At 36.2% G+C, this 17,459-nt stretch carries 25 protein-coding genes; 17 read left to right on the top strand and 8 right to left on the bottom strand.

All coding sequences use genetic code 11. From position 1 onward, the window contains the following. The first annotated feature begins 12 nt into the window (after window positions 1–12). The 3 genes from ACQKNX_RS22025 to ACQKNX_RS22015 all read left to right on the top strand — a co-directional run bounded on the left by ACQKNX_RS22025 (window position 13) and on the right by ACQKNX_RS22015 (window position 1,770). Window positions 13–366, top strand: a complete 354-nt coding sequence (locus ACQKNX_RS22025) for a YutD family protein (protein ID WP_427430683.1) — start codon at window positions 13–15, stop codon at window positions 364–366. Window positions 367–999: 633 nt separating this feature from the next. After that, entirely contained in the window at window positions 1,000–1,527 is a 528-nt protein-coding gene (locus ACQKNX_RS22020; protein WP_427430754.1) for a D-glycero-alpha-D-manno-heptose-1,7-bisphosphate 7-phosphatase, read from the top strand. A gap of 48 nt (window positions 1,528–1,575) precedes the next feature. After that, complete coding sequence (locus tag ACQKNX_RS22015) at window positions 1,576–1,770, top strand: hypothetical protein (RefSeq protein ID WP_427430682.1); 195 nt, start codon at window positions 1,576–1,578, stop codon at window positions 1,768–1,770. 181 nt (window positions 1,771–1,951) lie between these two features. Here the strand turns inward: ACQKNX_RS22015 and ACQKNX_RS22010 are convergent, their stop codons facing one another. Continuing rightward, the gene (locus ACQKNX_RS22010) at window positions 1,952–2,218 is read right to left on the bottom strand and encodes a DUF3055 domain-containing protein (protein WP_401012666.1); all 267 of its coding nucleotides are present in this window, start codon (window positions 2,216–2,218) and stop codon (window positions 1,952–1,954) included. Between the two features lie 88 nt (window positions 2,219–2,306). On the opposite strand from ACQKNX_RS22010, the gene ACQKNX_RS22005 reads away from it, so the two are divergent. Further along, window positions 2,307–2,759, top strand: a complete 453-nt coding sequence (locus ACQKNX_RS22005) for a DUF86 domain-containing protein (protein ID WP_340822813.1) — start codon at window positions 2,307–2,309, stop codon at window positions 2,757–2,759. Beyond that, complete coding sequence (locus tag ACQKNX_RS22000) at window positions 2,756–3,508, top strand: TIGR01457 family HAD-type hydrolase (RefSeq protein ID WP_427430681.1); 753 nt, start codon at window positions 2,756–2,758, stop codon at window positions 3,506–3,508. The genes ACQKNX_RS22005 and ACQKNX_RS22000 overlap by 4 nt, the downstream gene beginning before the upstream one ends. A 127-nt stretch (window positions 3,509–3,635) precedes the next feature. Here the strand turns inward: ACQKNX_RS22000 and ACQKNX_RS21995 are convergent, their stop codons facing one another. Continuing rightward, the gene (locus ACQKNX_RS21995) at window positions 3,636–3,872 is read right to left on the bottom strand and encodes a YuzB family protein (RefSeq protein WP_139859844.1); all 237 of its coding nucleotides are present in this window, start codon (window positions 3,870–3,872) and stop codon (window positions 3,636–3,638) included. Window positions 3,873–4,277: 405 nt separating this feature from the next. On the opposite strand from ACQKNX_RS21995, the gene ACQKNX_RS21990 reads away from it, so the two are divergent. Further along, window positions 4,278–5,345 carry an NAD(P)/FAD-dependent oxidoreductase gene (locus ACQKNX_RS21990; RefSeq protein WP_427430680.1) on the top strand — a complete coding sequence of 356 codons (1,068 nt, stop codon included), beginning with the start codon at window positions 4,278–4,280 and terminating at the stop codon, window positions 5,343–5,345. Between the two features lie 87 nt (window positions 5,346–5,432). Here the strand turns inward: ACQKNX_RS21990 and ACQKNX_RS21985 are convergent, their stop codons facing one another. Continuing rightward, a complete protein-coding gene (locus ACQKNX_RS21985) occupies window positions 5,433–5,768 on the bottom strand; it encodes a YuzD family protein (RefSeq protein ID WP_427430679.1) in 336 nt (111 codons plus the stop codon). 84 nt (window positions 5,769–5,852) lie between these two features. On the opposite strand from ACQKNX_RS21985, the gene ACQKNX_RS21980 reads away from it, so the two are divergent. Next, complete coding sequence (locus ACQKNX_RS21980) at window positions 5,853–6,089, top strand: NifU family protein (RefSeq protein ID WP_024364841.1); 237 nt, start codon at window positions 5,853–5,855, stop codon at window positions 6,087–6,089. A gap of 52 nt (window positions 6,090–6,141) precedes the next feature. Here ACQKNX_RS21980 and ACQKNX_RS21975 read toward each other — a convergent pair whose 3' ends face one another. Then, entirely contained in the window at window positions 6,142–6,834 is a 693-nt protein-coding gene (locus tag ACQKNX_RS21975; RefSeq protein ID WP_427430678.1) for a DUF2225 domain-containing protein, read from the bottom strand. A 183-nt stretch (window positions 6,835–7,017) separates the two neighbouring features. Here ACQKNX_RS21975 and ACQKNX_RS21970 point away from each other — a divergent pair, with 183 nt between their 5' ends. Together ACQKNX_RS21970 and ACQKNX_RS21965 are read left to right on the top strand one after the other, a co-directional pair. Beyond that, window positions 7,018–7,392: a HesB/IscA family protein gene (locus ACQKNX_RS21970; RefSeq protein ID WP_340822822.1), complete on the top strand. Its 375-nt coding sequence runs from the start codon at window positions 7,018–7,020 to the stop codon at window positions 7,390–7,392. A 442-nt stretch (window positions 7,393–7,834) separates the two neighbouring features. After that, window positions 7,835–8,920 carry an SH3 domain-containing protein gene (locus ACQKNX_RS21965; protein ID WP_427430677.1) on the top strand — a complete coding sequence of 362 codons (1,086 nt, stop codon included), beginning with the start codon at window positions 7,835–7,837 and terminating at the stop codon, window positions 8,918–8,920. A gap of 134 nt (window positions 8,921–9,054) precedes the next feature. Here the strand turns inward: ACQKNX_RS21965 and ACQKNX_RS21960 are convergent, their stop codons facing one another. The 3 genes from ACQKNX_RS21960 to ACQKNX_RS21950 all read right to left on the bottom strand — a co-directional run bounded on the left by ACQKNX_RS21960 (window position 9,055) and on the right by ACQKNX_RS21950 (window position 10,861). Further along, window positions 9,055–9,507: an NUDIX hydrolase gene (locus tag ACQKNX_RS21960; protein WP_427430676.1), complete on the bottom strand. Its 453-nt coding sequence runs from the start codon at window positions 9,505–9,507 to the stop codon at window positions 9,055–9,057. Between the two features lie 74 nt (window positions 9,508–9,581). Beyond that, window positions 9,582–10,079 (bottom strand): N-acetyltransferase family protein, encoded by a 498-nt coding sequence (locus ACQKNX_RS21955; RefSeq protein ID WP_427430675.1) that lies wholly within the window; start codon window positions 10,077–10,079, stop codon window positions 9,582–9,584. A gap of 290 nt (window positions 10,080–10,369) precedes the next feature. Further along, window positions 10,370–10,861 (bottom strand): CarD family transcriptional regulator, encoded by a 492-nt coding sequence (locus ACQKNX_RS21950; protein ID WP_340822825.1) that lies wholly within the window; start codon window positions 10,859–10,861, stop codon window positions 10,370–10,372. 143 nt (window positions 10,862–11,004) lie between these two features. On the opposite strand from ACQKNX_RS21950, the gene ACQKNX_RS21945 reads away from it, so the two are divergent. The 3 genes from ACQKNX_RS21945 (at window position 11,005) to ACQKNX_RS21935 (ending at window position 12,981) form a co-directional block, all read left to right on the top strand. Beyond that, window positions 11,005–11,448, top strand: coding sequence for a MarR family winged helix-turn-helix transcriptional regulator (locus ACQKNX_RS21945; RefSeq protein ID WP_427430674.1), 444 nt, complete (start codon window positions 11,005–11,007; stop codon window positions 11,446–11,448). A 563-nt stretch (window positions 11,449–12,011) separates the two neighbouring features. Further along, window positions 12,012–12,509, top strand: coding sequence for an NUDIX hydrolase (locus ACQKNX_RS21940; RefSeq protein ID WP_427430673.1), 498 nt, complete (start codon window positions 12,012–12,014; stop codon window positions 12,507–12,509). A 142-nt stretch (window positions 12,510–12,651) separates the two neighbouring features. Further along, entirely contained in the window at window positions 12,652–12,981 is a 330-nt protein-coding gene (locus ACQKNX_RS21935; protein WP_340822828.1) for a YuiB family protein, read from the top strand. Window positions 12,982–13,044: 63 nt separating this feature from the next. On the opposite strand, the gene ACQKNX_RS21930 is transcribed toward ACQKNX_RS21935, so the two are convergent. Further along, complete coding sequence (locus tag ACQKNX_RS21930) at window positions 13,045–13,527, bottom strand: divergent PAP2 family protein (RefSeq protein ID WP_427430672.1); 483 nt, start codon at window positions 13,525–13,527, stop codon at window positions 13,045–13,047. 124 nt (window positions 13,528–13,651) lie between these two features. Between ACQKNX_RS21930 and ACQKNX_RS21925 the strand changes: the two genes are divergently transcribed. The 5 genes from ACQKNX_RS21925 (at window position 13,652) to ACQKNX_RS21905 (ending at window position 17,437) form a co-directional block, all read left to right on the top strand. After that, window positions 13,652–15,160, top strand: coding sequence for a leucyl aminopeptidase (locus tag ACQKNX_RS21925; RefSeq protein ID WP_427430671.1), 1,509 nt, complete (start codon window positions 13,652–13,654; stop codon window positions 15,158–15,160). Window positions 15,161–15,225: 65 nt separating this feature from the next. Next, window positions 15,226–15,432 carry a uroporphyrin-III methyltransferase gene (locus tag ACQKNX_RS21920; protein ID WP_427430670.1) on the top strand — a complete coding sequence of 69 codons (207 nt, stop codon included), beginning with the start codon at window positions 15,226–15,228 and terminating at the stop codon, window positions 15,430–15,432. A 317-nt stretch (window positions 15,433–15,749) separates the two neighbouring features. Beyond that, entirely contained in the window at window positions 15,750–16,526 is a 777-nt protein-coding gene (cobA, locus tag ACQKNX_RS21915; RefSeq protein WP_427430669.1) for a uroporphyrinogen-III C-methyltransferase, read from the top strand. Between the two features lie 12 nt (window positions 16,527–16,538). Next, window positions 16,539–17,288: a sirohydrochlorin chelatase gene (locus ACQKNX_RS21910; protein WP_427430668.1), complete on the top strand. Its 750-nt coding sequence runs from the start codon at window positions 16,539–16,541 to the stop codon at window positions 17,286–17,288. Beyond that, window positions 17,288–17,437: a DUF2292 domain-containing protein gene (locus ACQKNX_RS21905; protein ID WP_402764437.1), complete on the top strand. Its 150-nt coding sequence runs from the start codon at window positions 17,288–17,290 to the stop codon at window positions 17,435–17,437. Before ACQKNX_RS21910 ends, ACQKNX_RS21905 begins: the two co-directional genes overlap by 1 nt. Window positions 17,438–17,459 lie beyond the last annotated feature (22 nt).

The following is a 17,459-nucleotide window of genomic DNA, read 5'->3' as shown; positions in this document are numbered from 1 at the left end:
GGTGGTGTCACTTTGATAATTATAGAAGGATATGAATATGAAATTGTTGAAGATTACCGTGAAGCTTTTCAGGAAGAAGCATTAAAGGAGCGGTACTCAGATATTTTAGTCAAATATGATTATATTGTAGGCGACTGGGGCTATAATCAGCTACGTCTTAAAGGTTTTTTTGATGATAAAAATCAAAAATCAACCTTTGATACGAAAATTAGTACGCTTCAAGATTACTTATATGAGTATTGTAATTTTGGCTGTGCTTATTTTGTTTTACGTAAAGGCGGTAAAGTTATTTTACAGCCCGACGTTGTAGTAAATGAAGCAACCGAAGTGACAAAACCAAATGACAATGAGCAAATAGCAGAATAGCTATAATGACCTGATGCAAAAATTTGCATCGGGTTTTTTTATTTCACTACGGTTGATTTCCGTTGCGGGCGGACGCTTTCCGCGGGCACGCCGTAAGCCGCAACCCTCGCTGTCGCGCGGATTGTTGCGTCTTACGTGCTGTGCGTTCCCGCAGGAGTCGCCGCCCTCCACTACAATCAACAAATGTCGCATTTTCTTTTTGAGAAAAAAGATTAAATTTAAGTACAATCATCGCTCTTATGAATATTATGATAGTTGTCTTTTTCAACCATTAATTAAATAAAGGATTACTGTCGTTGATTTCCGCTATGGGCAGACGCTTTCCCCGGCACAACGTTGGTGCCAGTAGCGCGAATAACATTCAAGTTTAGTGTGAGTATTTTGAATATAATATTCCAATAGATTTTTCATTTTATACAAAAAACTTAATACATTTAGCATATGTAAAATGAATGACATCTTCAGTCGAAGTTTAGCGTTCATAGGTTTAATAACAATGGGATACAATATAATTTAACTTGCTTCAGAAGAAGTCCAGATGGATTTTAAAAGGAGCTTTTCGAGTAAGCTCTAAAAATGTCGTTAATCAATTACGCCCAGGCGTAATTGATTATTATTAAAGGTGTGATTTATATAAAAAGAGCAGTATTTTTAGACAGGGATGGCGTTATTAACGAAGTGTTGACCAAAAGGGTTAAATTTGTAAATAAACCTCAGCAACTGTTTTTCTTACCCGGCGTACCGGAAGCGATAAAAAAATTGAACGGCTTTTTTGATTTTGTCTTTGTTGTAACGAATCAAGGGGGTGTGGGATTAGGTTTTATGAAGGAAAGTCAACTTAAAAAAATACACGTTCATATGGCGAGTGAATTAAAGAAACAAGGCGCAATTATTCATGAAGTAGTGTATTGTCCCCATAAACCAAAAGCTGGTTGTGACTGTCGTAAGCCAAATAGCAAGTTAATTGTTGATCTTGCTAAAACATACGATGTTGATTTATCCAAATCCTATATGGTAGGGGATACAGATACAGACATAATAGCAGGGAAACGAGCCGGCACAAAGGGCGTTTATTTAGGTAAACATGATCCACTTGCAGATGCAATATTCCCTGATTTAATAAGTGCAGTAGAGTGGATAATAGAAGATGCACAATGTTAGCTCTTAATGTATGAAGTATAAATCACACAAAAAAGGATAATTTATAAATTGGAGGTGAAAATTTTGGCGAACGATAAACAAAAGAAAAAACAATTAGACCGTGAAGAATACGGATACGGATTTGATATTAGTGTTGATGATTTAGCTGTTATTGGACAAAATAAACAAGCGAAAAAACAAAATGATAACGAAAATAAAAACAAACCACATAATAAAGACAACCCATCAACTTTAAATAAATAATGTTGTATGGATTGTCCCAGATTGTAATTCAATTAGCAAAATCCGTTAGTCGATGAGATTTTGACAAAAAAAATTTCGCTCTATTCCAGCGGGGCTGTTAATGTCAGATTGTACAACTTACGGAATGCCCCGAAGAAATAGATTAGCGGAATTTTTTTGTATTTAAATCTTTAAACGGGTGTCAATTAAGTAATTCACGTAAGTATTCACGCAATTCCACAGTGTCCTCTTCAGAACGGTTGTACACATGCTCAAGGTAGCCAGGTTCTTCTACATCGTCTGGTCCTATAATGGCGAAACGGCCAAATTGTATATCCATTACAAGCACCTTTCCAAAGAAGCGTCCAGATTGTAAAATGGCTAAATCGTAACGAAGTTTTTGCCCTGCGAAACTTACAAAGCGTGTTTTTGTATCTTCTACATCATCATATAAGAAAAAACGTTCCATCTTTTAATCTCCTTCCAGTCCTATAGATATGGTACTATAGAAGAGAAAAGAGTATCAACTTTAAATGATTTGAATGGGGGCTTTCCTTGTGTATTTTGTAGATCGAAATAAAATCACAACAAACTTACAGTACTTAGATAAACTATTAGCTATTTTTGAGGCAGAGGATAATTGGCTTCAAAGTGATATTACGAAATTAGCAATCGAGCGTATCGGTCATAACGTGATGGAATCAATGATGGATGTAGGTAACTTGATGATTGACGGCTTTATTATGCGTGATCCAGGTAGCTATGAGGATATAATTGATATTTTAATCGATGAAAAAGTTGTATCAACTGACATCGAAGCATCGTTAAAGGCTGTTGTAGGCTTACGTAAAATGCTTGTTCGTGAATTTACATCTGTAGATATTACTGAAGTTGTGAATGTTTTAACGGCAAGCTTACCTGCTTTAAAGCAGTTTGCACCAGCTGTGAATAGCTACTTAACAAATGAGTTAGGTCCCGTATCAGCATTTTTACCTGAGGATCATCAATGAAAACTTATAAGGCTTATTGCTTTGATTTAGATGGCACTGTCTACCGCGGTAAGGAAGGTATCCCTTCTGCGGTTGCTTTTATACAGAGATTACAGCAACAGGGGGTTGAACCCTTTTACGTGACAAATAACTCTTCTAAAACGCGAGAGCAATTACAAGAATCGTTAAGAGCTATTGGAGTAGAAGCGCCACTTCATCATATTTATTCAAGTGCTTTAGTTACGGCAAAGTATGTAGCTGTGAATTATTCAGGCAAGAAAGTAGCGATGATGGGCTCGGATGGTATTAGATTGGCGTTAAAAAATGAAGGAATCGAACCTGTAGACAACGAGCCAGATGTATTTGTTATGGGAATAGATCGAACTTTGGATTATATGGCATTAGCAAAGGCAACGATTGCAGTGCAAAATGGTGCGATATTTATCGCAACAAATCAAGATATTAAGTTTCCAACAGAATATGGATTTTTACCTGGGAATGGTTCATTTGCGCGCTTAGTAGGGGATGTTGCAGGCGTCGAGCCGATATACATCGGTAAGCCATCGCCCGCAATGCTCGACATCATCGCAAAAGAGCATCGTTTTACAAAAGATGAGATGGTGATGATTGGTGATAACTACGATACAGACATTATGTGTGGTATTCGTTTCGGCTGTGATACAATTCACGTCAACACAGGCGTAACACCAACAAGTGTCGTGCTTGAAAAAGAACTGCAACCTACTTATTTAGTAAAAACGCTCGTTTAAAAAGACTAGCTGTGATGGACTTTATGAAAAAACAAAGGATGTTATACCGATTAATGGTATAACATCCTTTTCATATGTGTAACTTAATTTTATAGGACTCAACATGTATGTTATATAAACAATTATATTACCATAATGGATTTTCTTCGATAAATTGATATATAGCTTTTGTGAGCTCATCAGGAGAAGCAGCTTCAACTAAATCACCATTTACAATCGCATAAAAGGATTCAGAACACTTCGTACAGTAGCTGAGGCAGCCATATTCCAAAACGTCGATATTTGGATCGCGTTCGAGTATTTCATAAGTTTTCTGTGAGCCATTTGCTAAATTACTTATACAAAATTCAACCATTGGATTCATACGTTCACCTCACCATTGTTATGCTACTAGCTTTTGAAACGTTCGTCAATGTTTTAACTTAATTCAACAAAAGCCAACACTTTTTCAAGTGGGGAAAAATGCATAAACTATGCACTTGATTACGTAGGCGTCATTATGGGAATGTATCGTGTTAAGAGTTACGGAGAATGTCACAAATTTAAGGCGATACTTTTCGAGCATGTTACCCAAAAAACTAGATACAATAAGCTCGAGCTGTAATCGTTCTTGTATGAATTGTTGTTAAAAAAAGCAAAGAAGGTATCGATATTGTGAAATCTTTCACAAAAAATGTATTATGATATTGTGAAACTTCTCACAATCGGTTATACTCATTTGTGGATACTTTGTGAACAATTATTATTAGATACATTAAAGGAGACTATTATGGGGAAATTAGTACTTTTAGGTGGCGGCTACGGCAATATGCGTGTCATGCTTCGACTTTTACCAAACAACTTACCGTTAGACACGGAAATCGTTTTAGTAGATAGAGCGCCTTACCATAGTTTAAAAACAGAATTTTATGCATTAGCAGCAGGGACATCGACAGATAAAGAAATTCGTGTAAGCTTCCCAGAGCATGAACGTTTAACGGCTGTATATGGTGAGGCCGTTGACATTAATCGTGCAGAAAAAGTAGTCATTCTAGAAGATGGTCAACGTATTGAATATGATGATTTAGTAATTGGTCTAGGCTGTGAAGATAAATATCATGGTGTACCAGGCGCAGAAGAGCACACATACAGCATTCAGACGATGGCAAAATCACGTGCAACATTCCAAGCGTTATGTGGTTTACCAGCAGGCTCTACTGTCGGCATTGTGGGTGCTGGTTTAAGTGGTATTGAGTTAGCGAGTGAACTGCGTGAAAGCCGTGCTGATTTAAATGTGAAATTATTTGATCGAGGTTCACGTATTTTGAAAGACTTCCCTGAGAAGCTTAGTAAATATGTAAAAGCTTGGTTTACTAAAAATAATGTAGATGTTATAGCAAACTCTAATATTACTAAAGTAGAACCTGGTAAAATATTTAATCATGAAGAAGAAATTCCGTTGGATGCAATAGTTTGGACTGCAGGGGTACAACCTGTTAAAATCGTCCGTGATATGGATGTTGAAAAGGATCGCCAAGGTCGTCCAATTGTTACACAATACTTTAATGTTTTAGATGATGAGCATGTATATGTTGTAGGTGATTGTGCTTCTTCAGACTTTTCTCCAAGTGCACAATTAGCGGAAGAACAGGCAGAGCATATCGTCAAAGTATTGCGCATGCGTTGGAAAGGTGAGCATTTACCAGAAAAAATGCCAGATATTAAATTAAAAGGTTTCATGGGTTCATTAGGCAAAAAACAAGGCTTCGCATACCTAGCTGATACAACTGTTACAGGTCGTATTGCCCGTTTAATGAAATCTGGATTACTGTGGATGTATAAATATCAAAACGATTAATAAGTTGCTCATTTGTCATTGAGCATTAATATATAATCAAAAAGGGATTGCTCTAAGAACTTTTGAGCAATCCCTTTTCTATTTTCTTTAAACGGTTTCGTCTGGTGTAAAGCCAAGGTTTTCAAGTGCAGTGAAGACAGGTTTTAATTGAACATAGCCTTCTCCTACTACTCCATCATTGATTAGGACAAGTGGATAGAAAAATTCATCTTCTTGAATACGTGTAGCATAATCCTGGTCACGATCATTCTCAATTGGACCTTCAATATCGACATAGCGAATATCATAGGCTTGGTTTGGATATTTTCGATCAATGGCAGCTTGTAGCCATTCATATGTATCTTTTGAAGAAGGTGCATTGACACAGCTAGCACAAATTACAGCTGTTCCGTAAATTTCAATAATTGGTTTTGATTGACCCATAGTATTTATTCTCCCCCGTGATTCTATATTGGATTTTTTCTGTTGCTAACATTATAATCATTATAAGGAAAGGAGTCGAGACAAATGGCAGAAGCAACGATTAACGACCAAGTTCAAGAAGTATTAGATAAATTACGCCCATTCTTACTACGTGACGGTGGAGACTGTGAATTAGTAGACGTAGAAGATGGTGTTGTAAAATTACGTTTATTAGGTGCATGCGGTAGTTGCCCTAGTTCTACGATTACACTAAAAGCAGGTATCGAACGAGCTTTATTAGAAGAAGTACCAGGTATCATTGAAGTAGAGCAAGTTTTCTAATCATTTTGTATAAAAAGTTCTAGCTGAATAATTCAGGCTAGAACTTTTTTATTTACATATGTCGAGCTTTTTCTTTTTCTTCGCGAATAAGAGTCCATTGCTCCTTCGCCATATCGATAATTTTTGCTTCGCCACCATGGCTTTGTTTCTCAATAACTTTGGAGAAGAAGCGCGTCGCATTTTCAACATCACCAATACGACGAGATAATTCGGCAATCATATACATAATGCGAACATCTGACATTTGAGTTGAGCTGTAATCCTCATTTGAATAAGATTCCATATAAAGATCACGTGACATTTTCATAAATCGTTGCTCTTGCCCTTCATTTTTTAGTGCACGATACAGCCATGCAAGACGTAAAGTAAGACCAGCTGTAGCAACGAATTTTTCCTTTTTAATAGAACCGCATAAAAACGCTAATTTATAAGCTTGAATCGCTTGGAATATAGTACGTTCGCCTTTGAAATCATGATGTACCCATTTTTCTGTAATTTGCGTCTGAATAACATCCTGTACGCCAGGCCCAAAATATTTTGAAAAGTCTTCAGTAAAGGAGAAGCCACAATGCTCGCAAACGAATACGTTGTAGTAAAGAGCATTGACATCGTCCGCATAAATCGGATGAAAATCAGTTTCGGTATGATCTACTTTTATGAATTTAGAGCGTACTTTTAATGTAGGAAATTCTTTTTTACAATTAAGACATTGTACTTTCTTTTCGTAATATGGTGAAATCTCCATAATTGATACCTCTTTCATAGATGTAATTAAAACTATTATACCAATTCATATGTTTTGTACATGAATAAAAAATACTAATTAAGTGAAAAAATCGGGAATTTTTGCTAATAATCTACTTGAAGCTGAATGTTTGTCATACAATAGTCAAAATTGATATGATAAGTAAGAAGGAAGGTGATTGGGATGACAAGTTTAAAACAAGTAATAGAAGTGACTGAGGCAGCAGTTTTTCATATTAATGAAATGATGGAGCATAATGAGGAGCAAGGTGCTTTTTTACGCGTAGCTGTTAATGGTGGCGGATGTAGTGGTCTATCGTATGGAATGCATTTTGATAAAGAGAAAAAAGAAGACGATTTTGAAGATGTACAACATGGTTTAACGATTCTTGTTTCCCGCGAAGATGCGCCTATTTTAATGGGAACAAAAATTGACTATAAACAATCGCTTATGGGCGGTGGCTTCACCATCGATAACCCAAATGCAATCGCATCGTGCGGCTGTGGCACAAGCTTTAAAGCGGCAAAACGTGAAGGTACGCCTGAGGTTTGTGATTAATTAATAGTTGTCAATTGTTGAAGTAGGATTGCGAAAAAGTAGAAATTGATGTATTAAGGAATGTAGATACGAAGCCTTTTTAATTTGTATGTTGCAACAACATCACAAATTGGGGAGGCTTTTTTGTATGGATTTTGAAAAGAAAGCAACGCACTATTGGTATAAGGACAAGATGGAAAGAGCAGTAATCTTGTAGTGTATTTTCCAAGGATGTCTCGGAAAGGTAAGAAGCGTTTTTTGAAAAGTACGAAGAAATCCGAACACATTAATTATATGCGCAAAAGCGAAGCGTCAGTGGCTATTATTCCGGGTCATATTATACCATTTTATGTTTTATTAATCTTTATACATTTATAATTCAGCAGTAACGATTATTATGAAAATATATACAGTATGTAGGAAAAATGATACAATAGTGGAAATGTGAAAGGGGGTAATTTGATTGAATATAATTAAGCAATGGTTAGTTGCAGTTTTTGTACTCCTGATTCTATTTAACTTTCAGCATCAAGTAGTAGAAGCAGCTGACTATCGAACAGTGAAAATTGTAAGTGGCTCCAGTTTGATTGTGAGAGAGTCACCGAGTGATACAGCCGATTCTATTGGCAATATAGAAAAGGATCAATTTGTAATAGAGTTTTCTTCTTCAAATGGTTGGTCACACATTCAAGTAGGAGATGTGAAGGGATATGTTAATTCCTCTTTTTTAAGTGTTCCACCTTCAACGATAAAAATCGCAAATTCTAAAAGTGGCCTCGTTGTAAAATCTATGCCATCTCTATCAGCATCAACTTTAGCGACATTGAAGTATAACATGGTCGTTGAGAATTATGGTTCAGTAGGAAATGGATGGTCATTTGTGCAATATGGCAATGTAGTAGGCTATGTTAAATCCGATTTTATGGGACAAACTAAAACAACGACAAAGTACGTTAATACAGGTAGTGGAGTTGTTGTTCGTAATATTGCTAGTCAATCTGGCGCTTCGGTAGGTTCATTAAGTAATGGTACACAAGTAACTGTACATGCTACATTAGTAGGTTGGTCTTATGTGACTGCTGGTAATATCAAAGGGTACGTAGTAGATTCATTTTTATCAACAAAGAAACCCGTTGTACCTTTTAATAATATTAACTTTAACTTGACTATTAAAGATGTAGAGAGAAATGAAAAATCAACGTTTATACAAAAACTTCAAAGCGATCGAGAGACTTTTTTAATTTATGAAACGAAAAAATATGGCTATTACACAGAGTTAACATACATTTTTATAGGTGGACAATTAAAGTATATTACGTATGATTTCCTTCCTGAACATATTAGTTATCACACATGGGATCAAATGTCTTCTTTACATGACATACTGCATAGACAAGGAATAGCGGAATTTGGTAATGATTATCAATTTACTTATGATAAATATAGTAGCTTATTTACAAGTTGGGAAAAAGGTGATTATTCAATTTTAATTACAGTGAATGATGACAATCTTTATACAACAGCAAAATTAATATATTATCGTAAGTAAAATTCTGCTTTTGGGTTGTTTTCTACAACGATAAATGGCTCTCTTTTATTTATGTATTTTAGTAAATAGAAGGGGGTTTTTGATGATTTCAAATGAAAGCAAATCATTTTGAGTATCGGTTAACCACTAGCGAATTATGTAAATATAGTATCTATATATTGCTCAATAAAACCTCTATAAATTTGTGTTAAGTCTTTAGGTAAATTAGAATAAGCAAAAAATTGAAGACTTTCTGATTCGTTGTAGTCGATTTGTATTTGACCACTAAATTCCTTTGTATAAAATACAGCAGTTACAGCATACAATTCATCACCATTGGATACTTTCAAATAGTATTCGGAACCTGAAAAGACATTCAGTAATTTTAAGTTGTGGACGAATAACCCTGTTTCTTCTAAAACTTCTCTCTTGGCTACTTCTTCAAAACTCTCTCCTAAATCCATTAAGCCACCTGGTAATCCCCAAGTACCATCATTTCTTTTTTGGAGTAACAACTCATTTTTATCGTTTAAAATGATTACAACCGAACCTGGCAAAATAATTGGTTGATGGCCAACATATTGTCTTAGGTATTTGAAATACTCCATTTAATCATCTCTTTTCTCCATTAGAAGTGTTTGATTTGGCTGAGCGTTACAGGAAAGTCTAGAATGGACTCTGATTATAATAATAGGGACATATAATATTCATCTACATATTGATCATCAATACATAAAGAGTGTCTTTTAATGCCTTCAATTTCAAAGCCCATTTTTTTATATAAATGAACGGCTACTTCATTTGATGCAATAACCGTTAAATCTAGTCGGTGCAATCCTACTTGTTGTGCCCATGCCATTACATGCGTAAAAAGGGCATTACCGACGCCTTGACCACGACTTTTACTGTGTACGCCAATTACTATATTTGCTCGATGTGCTATACGTTGCGGCTTTTCATTTTGAACAATTAAATAACCGACAATTGTTTCATCTACACATGCAACAAAAATCCCTGATTTCTCATTACTGTGAGTTGCATCAATAAATTTAGCAAACTTTTCAGCATTCACTTCTCTTTCTTGTGGGGAAAATAACATAAAACCAGATGCTTCTGCATTTGTCATTACACTTACCACTTTCTCAGCTTCACTGAATAAGGCTTTTCTTATTTCAACCATGAATTATCCCCGCCTTTTTCCTAATTTTAATAGGATAAATTTTCTTTCTACAAATAATTGTAGCACTTTAAATGATAATTCAGTATATATATGGAAAATTGTTAGGAAGAATTATTGCTATATTCATATTAGGCAACAAAAGTTGAGGTGAGCCTAGGGTTTTTGAATAATAAAAGGTTTGTTAGAGTAGTTTAATTGAGGTAAAAAGGTAGGCACAATTAGTACGAAAAAAAAAGAAGCCTCGATTATCTTCTTAATTGTGGGCTTCTTTATGTACCTTTAAGAAATGTTTAGCTTAGTTTAGCTAATACATCTTCATAAATTTCTTCTGAAGGTTTATCGAGTGCAATGGAGAATTCGGAAAATATAATTTCTTGTAAAGAGTGCAATAATTTTTCTTCTTGATTTGGGAATTTTTTTTCGTTTGCTTCATATTCAAACTTTTTGCGTAGCAATGTATTTAAAAGGTTCGCCTGTTTTTGTCGATCGCCTGTTTTAATAATTTCTACGTGAAATCTCATCCGATGTGTGTTTTGTTCAATCCATTCAATACCGGGAGACGTAAAAGAACTTAAAATTCTAATGGCATCATCTTTTTTAATAATATCTCTAAGCTGTTTTTTAGCATTATCGATAGGAGTACGAATTGTTAATTTTGAATCGTTTAGTGGTTGTAAAACGTAGTAAGTTTTAGTAATGTCGCTAAAGGTTTGTTCACAAATATCTTCAACTGAACAAAGTCCATGTGATGAATAAATGACTACATCGCCAACATTGTACATGTATAATCCCTCCATCAAACATTATTGTCAACTTGGTTGACTAAATTAATTGTAAACAATAAAAGAACTTTTGTCAACTTAGTTGACGACTGGGTCGTTTTTTTGTATAGTAATTACGAAATTATGGAATGAAGGTGAAAGAGTTGAAGGACGAATTGCAAAATCGAGATGTCATTGATTTGTTGAGCGAACGTCATGAAATACTTCGACGACTTGCTGAAGAGAAATGGAATAAATATAATACAATCCATATATCTAACTCAGAATGGCATATTTTAAGTAAAATATATAAAAATCAACCTACTATTTCAGAGGTAACGAAAGTTGTCGATTTTTCCCGTCAGGCTACTCACAAATTTATAAAAAGTTTAGAAGCAAAAGGCTTGGTAGAGGTGAGCAATGCTGAGCATAGTAAGAAACACAAAGTGATTCGCATGACGAATTTCGGTGAAGTTTGCTATGAACAAAACGAACGTAACAAAGCGGAAATTGAACAGCAATTGGTTCGCACAATTGGAGAAGAATCAGTAACGAACTTAAAAAATATATTACAACTTAATTGGAGTATTGAGCAGTTAGAGGCGTAAAAGCGGGTAGTTTTAAACAATGTCTACCTACTATTTCTTAATTCTTCAAATTGTCGATAAAAGGAATCAAGAAGCTTATTCTTGATTCCTTTTATTTTTTTTATTACCTAACCAGTTGATTGGAGCGGAGGGAGGCGACTCCTGCGGGAACAGCGCAAAACGTAAGACGCAACAAACCGCGCGTTAGCGAGGGTTGCGGCTTACGATGTGCCCGCGGAAAGCGCCCGCCTGTAGCGGAAATCAACACCAAAAGTAGTTATTGAGAGAAGCTATTATCATTACCTAACCAGTTGATTGGAGCGGAGGGAGGCGACTCCTGCGGGAACAGCACAAAACGTAAGACGCAACAAACCGCGCGTTAGCGAGGGGTGTGGCTTACGATGTGCCCGCGGAAAGCGCCCGCCTGTAGCGGAAATCAACGCTATAGTAATGGTACACAGGATTTTATCTTTTTCAATCCATGCAGCTATATTTTTGCCATTTATTTGTCTGCTTTTTTTAAAATTATTGCTTCTAAGAATAGAAATGAAAAAGCTATAATATGGACATAGAGGTGAATGGATATGAAAAAAGATCGTGGCAAAGTTTGGTTAGGCGTTGCGGGTTGCACTGTCAATGAGATTGGGCAATGGCTCGTTGTAAAAAAGGCCTATAGTGGTTTAAAAGGACGATGGTCATTACCAGCCGGTTTTGTTAATGCCGGAGAAACAGTGGATGAGGCAGTTGTTCGAGAATTGAAAGAAGAAACTGGCATCGATTGTTATGTTTCGGGCTTAATCGGCTTTCGTACAGGTGTAATTCGTGGTGAAATTAGTGATAACATGGCTATTTTTTATTGCAAGATGAAGGATGAACAACAACAGCTCTTTATTCAAGAAAATGAAATATTAGAGGCCAAATGGCTGTATCCTAGTGAGCTGGCACATGATGAAATGACATCCGTTATGTTAAAGGAAATGGTGTCTAATCAATTTGAACAACATCAATTAGATGTAATTGATGGCATCAATCCAGGCGACGTGTTCGGTTACTCCTCCTATCGATTATTTTTTAAAAAATAATATGATGATAATAGCAGGCTGCTTTTACTAGAAGTTGGTTTTTTACTAAAATATGACGAACATGCGAAATGAAGGATATGTTCATTGAAAGCACTCTCATAATCATGTAAACTAATGAGAGGAAAACGGAGGTTATACATACATGGGTGGTTCAGTTTCAATCGTGCAGTTAATCATTTCAATTGTGTTATTTTTCGTCATGTTTTTTGGTATCGGATTTCTATTGAATATGTTACTGCGGATGACTTGGTTAATGGCAGTTGTCTATCCAATTGTAGTTGTCTTTATTGTTGATGATGTAAGCTTTTTAGATTATATTTTTAAACCTGGTTCAGCCTTCCCAGCGCTGTTAGATAAATTGCAAGCGTTACAAGTAGTAGATATTTCTATTTTATCCGGTGGCTTTGCAGGGGCTATTGTAGCAGGAATTGTTATGATTTATTTAAGAAAAAGTGGATATCGGATGTTTTAACGTAAAAAAGACAAAATGGATATATAAAAGGAGCTGGTTCGTGGATGTGAACCAACTCTTTTTTTATTGAATGAATTGATAGGTTATGATAGCGATAAAGATGCCTGTTAATGCTCCGAAAAACACCTCACTACGCTTATGACCAAGCAAAGTTTTCAACTCTTCCATTTTTTCCTGCCCATCCATCTGTGGCCAATCTTTAATATCTCGTAGCAACGTTTGAAAATCTTTGCGAAGTTGATTTAATACAACTGCGTGTTGCCCTGCTTGGAAACGAACACCACTTGCATCATACATAACAATGAACGAAAACATTGCGGCTATAGCAAAAACAGGTGAATCCAAACCTGTTTCATACGCTATTGATGTTGTTAACCCCGTAACAGAAGCAGAGTGAGAGCTAGGCATTCCTCCAGTGGAAGTAAATAGGCCCCATTTTATTTGTCTTGTCATTAAAAAATGTATAGGAATTTTTACAAACTGTGCAAAGACAACAGAAAAGAGGGCGACGAGTAGAGGGGTATTTTGAAGTATCGCCAAATTCATCACAACCTTCACTTATAATTGCTTTTATTATAACATTCATTATTTTCTAAAAGAAGAAATAGCTAAATATTACGCGCTTTTTTGAAAGTTAGGTATAATAGAAATATTGAATGGAGGAATAATTATGCATATTGTTAAAGAAGCAAAAACATTTGAATCGATTTCTACAGAAGTATTAGTTGTAGGGGTTACAAAACATCGTGAACAAATGCAAGATTGGGCAAGTTTTTCGGCATTTTATGGTGAATCACTAAATGTCTGGCTTAGTGCAGGGGATGTTTCGACTGAATTAAAATCCATTACTAAATTGCCATTTGTGAAGGAACATGACAATTTAAAACGTATTTTATTTGTAGGCTTAGATGAGCGTAAAAACTTAACAGAAGGTGACTTACGTGCTGCCTTTGGATTAGTCGGAAAAGAGCTTAAAGCTTTAAAAGTAAAAGACTATTCAATCTGGCTTGAATCATTTACAACAGAAGCAATAACTATAGATGATGTTGCGTTTTTAGCGGGTGAAGGAACAACGCTAGGATATTATTCTATTCCACATTATAAAACAACTTCAAATGAAGTAGATAATCGTATTGAAGCAGTAAATTTAGTGACTACCGCTGAGGATTTAGATGAAGTTGTGGCTAGCTTTGAAGTCGGCATCATTTATGCAGATGCAGTTAACGAAGCGCGTAGCTTAATTAATCTACCACCAAATCTATTAACTGCAACAGACTTAGCAAATTATGCACAGTCTCTTGCAATCGACTATGATTTTGAAGTGGAAATTTTAGATAAAGCACAACTAGAGGAACTTGGTATGGGCGGTATTTTAAGTGTCAATCAAGGCTCATATGAGGAACCTCGTTTAATCACGTTAAAATATAAAACAACAGAAGATTTCGCTGATCCAATTGGTCTTGTTGGTAAAGGCGTTACGTATGATACAGGTGGTTATTCATTAAAACCTAAAGATTCTATGGTTGGTATGAAGGGCGATATGGGCGGTGCAGCAGCAGTGCTTGGTGCTATGAAAATTATCGGTGAATTACGTCCTAATAAAAACGTAGTTGCAGTTATTGGTTCTACTGATAATATGGTTTCTGATACAGCCTTTAAACCTGATGATGTAATTACAATGTATAGTGGTAAAACTGTTGAGATTTTAAATACTGACGCTGAAGGACGTTTAGTTTTGGCAGATGCTACTACATATGCTAAACAACAAGGAGCAACAGCACTTATTGACGTTGCTACTTTAACAGGCGGTGTTATTACAGCACTTGGCCTAGATAAAACGGGTGCACTTTCTAATGATGATGAATTCTATGCTAGTTTCATGGAAGCAGCACAAGAGACAGAAGAGTTTGTATGGCGTATGCCATTAACAGAAAGTGATAAAAAACGAATTCGTAAATCGGATGTTGCAGATTTGAACAACTCTCCTGGTCGCGATGGTCATATGATTTTCGGTGGTGGCTTCGTAGGCGAATTTGTTGGTGATTTACCTTGGATTCATTTAGATATTGCAGGTACATCGGATGCAGTAGCCGCACATGATTTAGGACCAAAAGGTGGTACGGGTGTCATGGTGCGTACATTAGCAAACTTTGTGCAACGTTTAGGTGAAGAAAAATAGAGTAGGCAAAGGACTCGCGGGGTATGTATCTCCCTTCATACGATAGAGAAGAAGGGAGGAAGCCTATGCGAAATTTCGGAGGTTATCCTGGAGGCTTTGGTGGTGGCTTTTGGCCAGTTGGCGGGCCATTTTTTGGAGGTTTTTTAGGAAGTTTACTTGGATCACAATTCAACCAATATCCCTACTACCAGAACTATCCGTACTATCGTCCATATCCACCAGGTCCATATTTCGGTCCACGTAGACCATATCCACGGTATAGACCATACTAATTTGATTTCTATAAACGAACAAAAGTTCAGCTTGTGGCTTGACCCAAAAATAAAAAATATGCTAGGAGTACATGCTCCTTGCATATTTTTTTTTGCATTGTTAACGTTCAGTGCTCATTTTTAACGTCTAGCATTTATAAACGGAATAAAACAACTGTTGACAGAATATACTAAATTGTTTATTATCCTTATTATATTACTAAGAATTGAAAATGGAAGCTGACTAGCAAACTAGAGGCTCTTATTATTCACAGGTATTGCTTTGCCTATGGATAGTATGAGTCTCTTTTTTTATCGATAGAAAGGAGTGACATGACATGGGGAAAGTTTACATTGTAGGAGCCGGTCCGGGCGATATTGATTTGATTACAGTGCGTGGATTACGCTGCATTGAACAGGCTGATGTCATCTTATACGACAGACTGATTAATAAGGACTTATTAAAGTATGCGAAAAAAAGTGCCAAGTTGATATTTTGTGGAAAGTTACCAAATCGACATGCCATGATTCAGGATCATATTAATCATTCCCTCGTAAGCTATGCACAGCAAGGCTTTATTGTCACAAGGTTAAAGGGGGGTGACCCATTCGTTTTCGGCAGAGGTGCTGAGGAAGCAGAAGTGCTGGCACAACATCATATACCATTTGAAATCGTACCTGGGATCACCTCTGGAATAGCCGCGCCAGCTTATGCGGGTATTCCTGTTACACATCGGGATTTAAGTTCAAGCTTCGCTATGGTCACGGGACATATGCGAGAGGGAAAAGATGATGCTATTCAATGGGAAAGTCTCGCCAAAGGCATAGATACGCTTGCGATTTATATGGGGGTTGGAAATTTACCTTATATCCAACAGCAATTAATGAAATATGGACGTGATGAGCAAACGCCTGTCGCACTTATTCATTGGGGAACATGTCAGCAACAAAAAACTGTCATTGGAACATTAGCGAATATTGTGGAAGTGGCACAGCAAGAGAATATTCAAAATCCAAGCATGATTGTAATTGGTGAAGTGGTGACATTACGGGAAAAAATCCAATGGTTTGAGGAAACTTGTCATGAAATGCCTTTAAAAGAAATTTCAGTATAGGGAAGTGTTTTGATGCAGGCTATTTTATATGTGGCACATGGTAGTCGTGTAAAGGCTGGTGTGGAGCAAGCAGTTGCATTTTTAGAACGTGTGCAACAGGACATAGATTTACCGATTCAGGAAATTTGTTTTTTAGAGCTAGCCCAGCCGACGATTGCACAAGGTATAGAAAATTGCATAAGCCAAGGGGCTACAGCCATTGCAATTATGCCAATTCTTTTGTTAGCTGCCCAGCATGCGAAGCACGATATCCCTCAGGAAATTGAAAAGGCAAAAAAGCGATACCCAACAGTACGCCTTACATACGGAGAGCCACTCGGAGTACATGAGCTATTAATTGACACACTACAAACGCGAATTTTAGAAACAGAGCTTTATGCTGACAATGCAAGCGTATTACTCATTGGCCGTGGCAGTAGTGATCCATCAGTTAGCGAGGATTTAGCTAAAATTGCGTTAAGATTACGTGAAAAATATGGTTATGTAGCAGTCGATACATGCTTTTTATACGGAGCGGCTCCTAGTTTGGAAGGTTGGATAAAGCAAAGGAAACAATTTAATCATCGTGTATTTATCGTGCCGTATTTATTGTTTACTGGCATTTTACGTCAAAGTATTGCCAAGCAATTGCAAGGGTATGAGGAAAACAACATGATTTTATGTAATAGCTTGGGCTATGACGATAATGTAAGGAAAGTATTAGTGGAACGTGTTGTTCAATTAGTACAACTAAATTATTTGGAGGAAGGGTGTTTTTCGTAATGGTAGATAAGAGAGAAGAAAATGTCAATCTAGCATTAGATAATGTCCGACAAATTTTAAATACAGTTAACCATGGTTCGATTACATTAATTGTACAAAATTTTTACGTTGTACAAATTGAAAAGAAAGAAAAAATACGACTTAGATAATTTTAAATTATACGTGAGGTGG

Source organism: Lysinibacillus sp. NPDC093712, assembly GCF_050280025.1.
Lineage (GTDB): Bacteria > Bacillota > Bacilli > Bacillales_A > Planococcaceae > Lysinibacillus.
The sequence above is the reverse complement of the archived record's forward strand: the minus strand, read 5'-3'. Positions and strand labels throughout refer to the sequence as shown.

Bases quoted from the DNA above. Each gene is read 5' to 3' on its own strand.
- ACQKNX_RS22010 (WP_401012666.1), bottom strand. From the start codon at position 2,218: ATGGAACGTTTTTTCTTATATGATGATGTAGAAGATACAAAAACACGC.
- ACQKNX_RS22000 (WP_427430681.1), top strand. From the start codon at position 2,756: ATGAAAACTTATAAGGCTTATTGCTTTGATTTAGATGGCACTGTCTAC.
- ACQKNX_RS21995 (WP_139859844.1), bottom strand. From the start codon at position 3,872: ATGAATCCAATGGTTGAATTTTGTATAAGTAATTTAGCAAATGGCTCA.
- ACQKNX_RS21990 (WP_427430680.1), top strand. From the start codon at position 4,278: ATGGGGAAATTAGTACTTTTAGGTGGCGGCTACGGCAATATGCGTGTC.
- ACQKNX_RS21985 (WP_427430679.1), bottom strand. From the start codon at position 5,768: ATGGGTCAATCAAAACCAATTATTGAAATTTACGGAACAGCTGTAATT.
- ACQKNX_RS21980 (WP_024364841.1), top strand. From the start codon at position 5,853: ATGGCAGAAGCAACGATTAACGACCAAGTTCAAGAAGTATTAGATAAA.
- ACQKNX_RS21975 (WP_427430678.1), bottom strand. From the start codon at position 6,834: ATGGAGATTTCACCATATTACGAAAAGAAAGTACAATGTCTTAATTGT.
- ACQKNX_RS21970 (WP_340822822.1), top strand. From the start codon at position 7,018: ATGACAAGTTTAAAACAAGTAATAGAAGTGACTGAGGCAGCAGTTTTT.
- ACQKNX_RS21960 (WP_427430676.1), bottom strand. From the start codon at position 9,507: ATGGAGTATTTCAAATACCTAAGACAATATGTTGGCCATCAACCAATT.
- ACQKNX_RS21955 (WP_427430675.1), bottom strand. From the start codon at position 10,079: ATGGTTGAAATAAGAAAAGCCTTATTCAGTGAAGCTGAGAAAGTGGTA.
- ACQKNX_RS21950 (WP_340822825.1), bottom strand. From the start codon at position 10,861: ATGTACAATGTTGGCGATGTAGTCATTTATTCATCACATGGACTTTGT.
- ACQKNX_RS21940 (WP_427430673.1), top strand. From the start codon at position 12,012: ATGAAAAAAGATCGTGGCAAAGTTTGGTTAGGCGTTGCGGGTTGCACT.
- ACQKNX_RS21935 (WP_340822828.1), top strand. From the start codon at position 12,652: ATGGGTGGTTCAGTTTCAATCGTGCAGTTAATCATTTCAATTGTGTTA.
- ACQKNX_RS21930 (WP_427430672.1), bottom strand. From the start codon at position 13,527: ATGAATTTGGCGATACTTCAAAATACCCCTCTACTCGTCGCCCTCTTT.
- ACQKNX_RS21925 (WP_427430671.1), top strand. From the start codon at position 13,652: ATGCATATTGTTAAAGAAGCAAAAACATTTGAATCGATTTCTACAGAA.
- ACQKNX_RS21920 (WP_427430670.1), top strand. From the start codon at position 15,226: ATGCGAAATTTCGGAGGTTATCCTGGAGGCTTTGGTGGTGGCTTTTGG.
- cobA (WP_427430669.1), top strand. From the start codon at position 15,750: ATGGGGAAAGTTTACATTGTAGGAGCCGGTCCGGGCGATATTGATTTG.
- ACQKNX_RS21910 (WP_427430668.1), top strand. From the start codon at position 16,539: ATGCAGGCTATTTTATATGTGGCACATGGTAGTCGTGTAAAGGCTGGT.
- ACQKNX_RS21905 (WP_402764437.1), top strand. From the start codon at position 17,288: ATGGTAGATAAGAGAGAAGAAAATGTCAATCTAGCATTAGATAATGTC.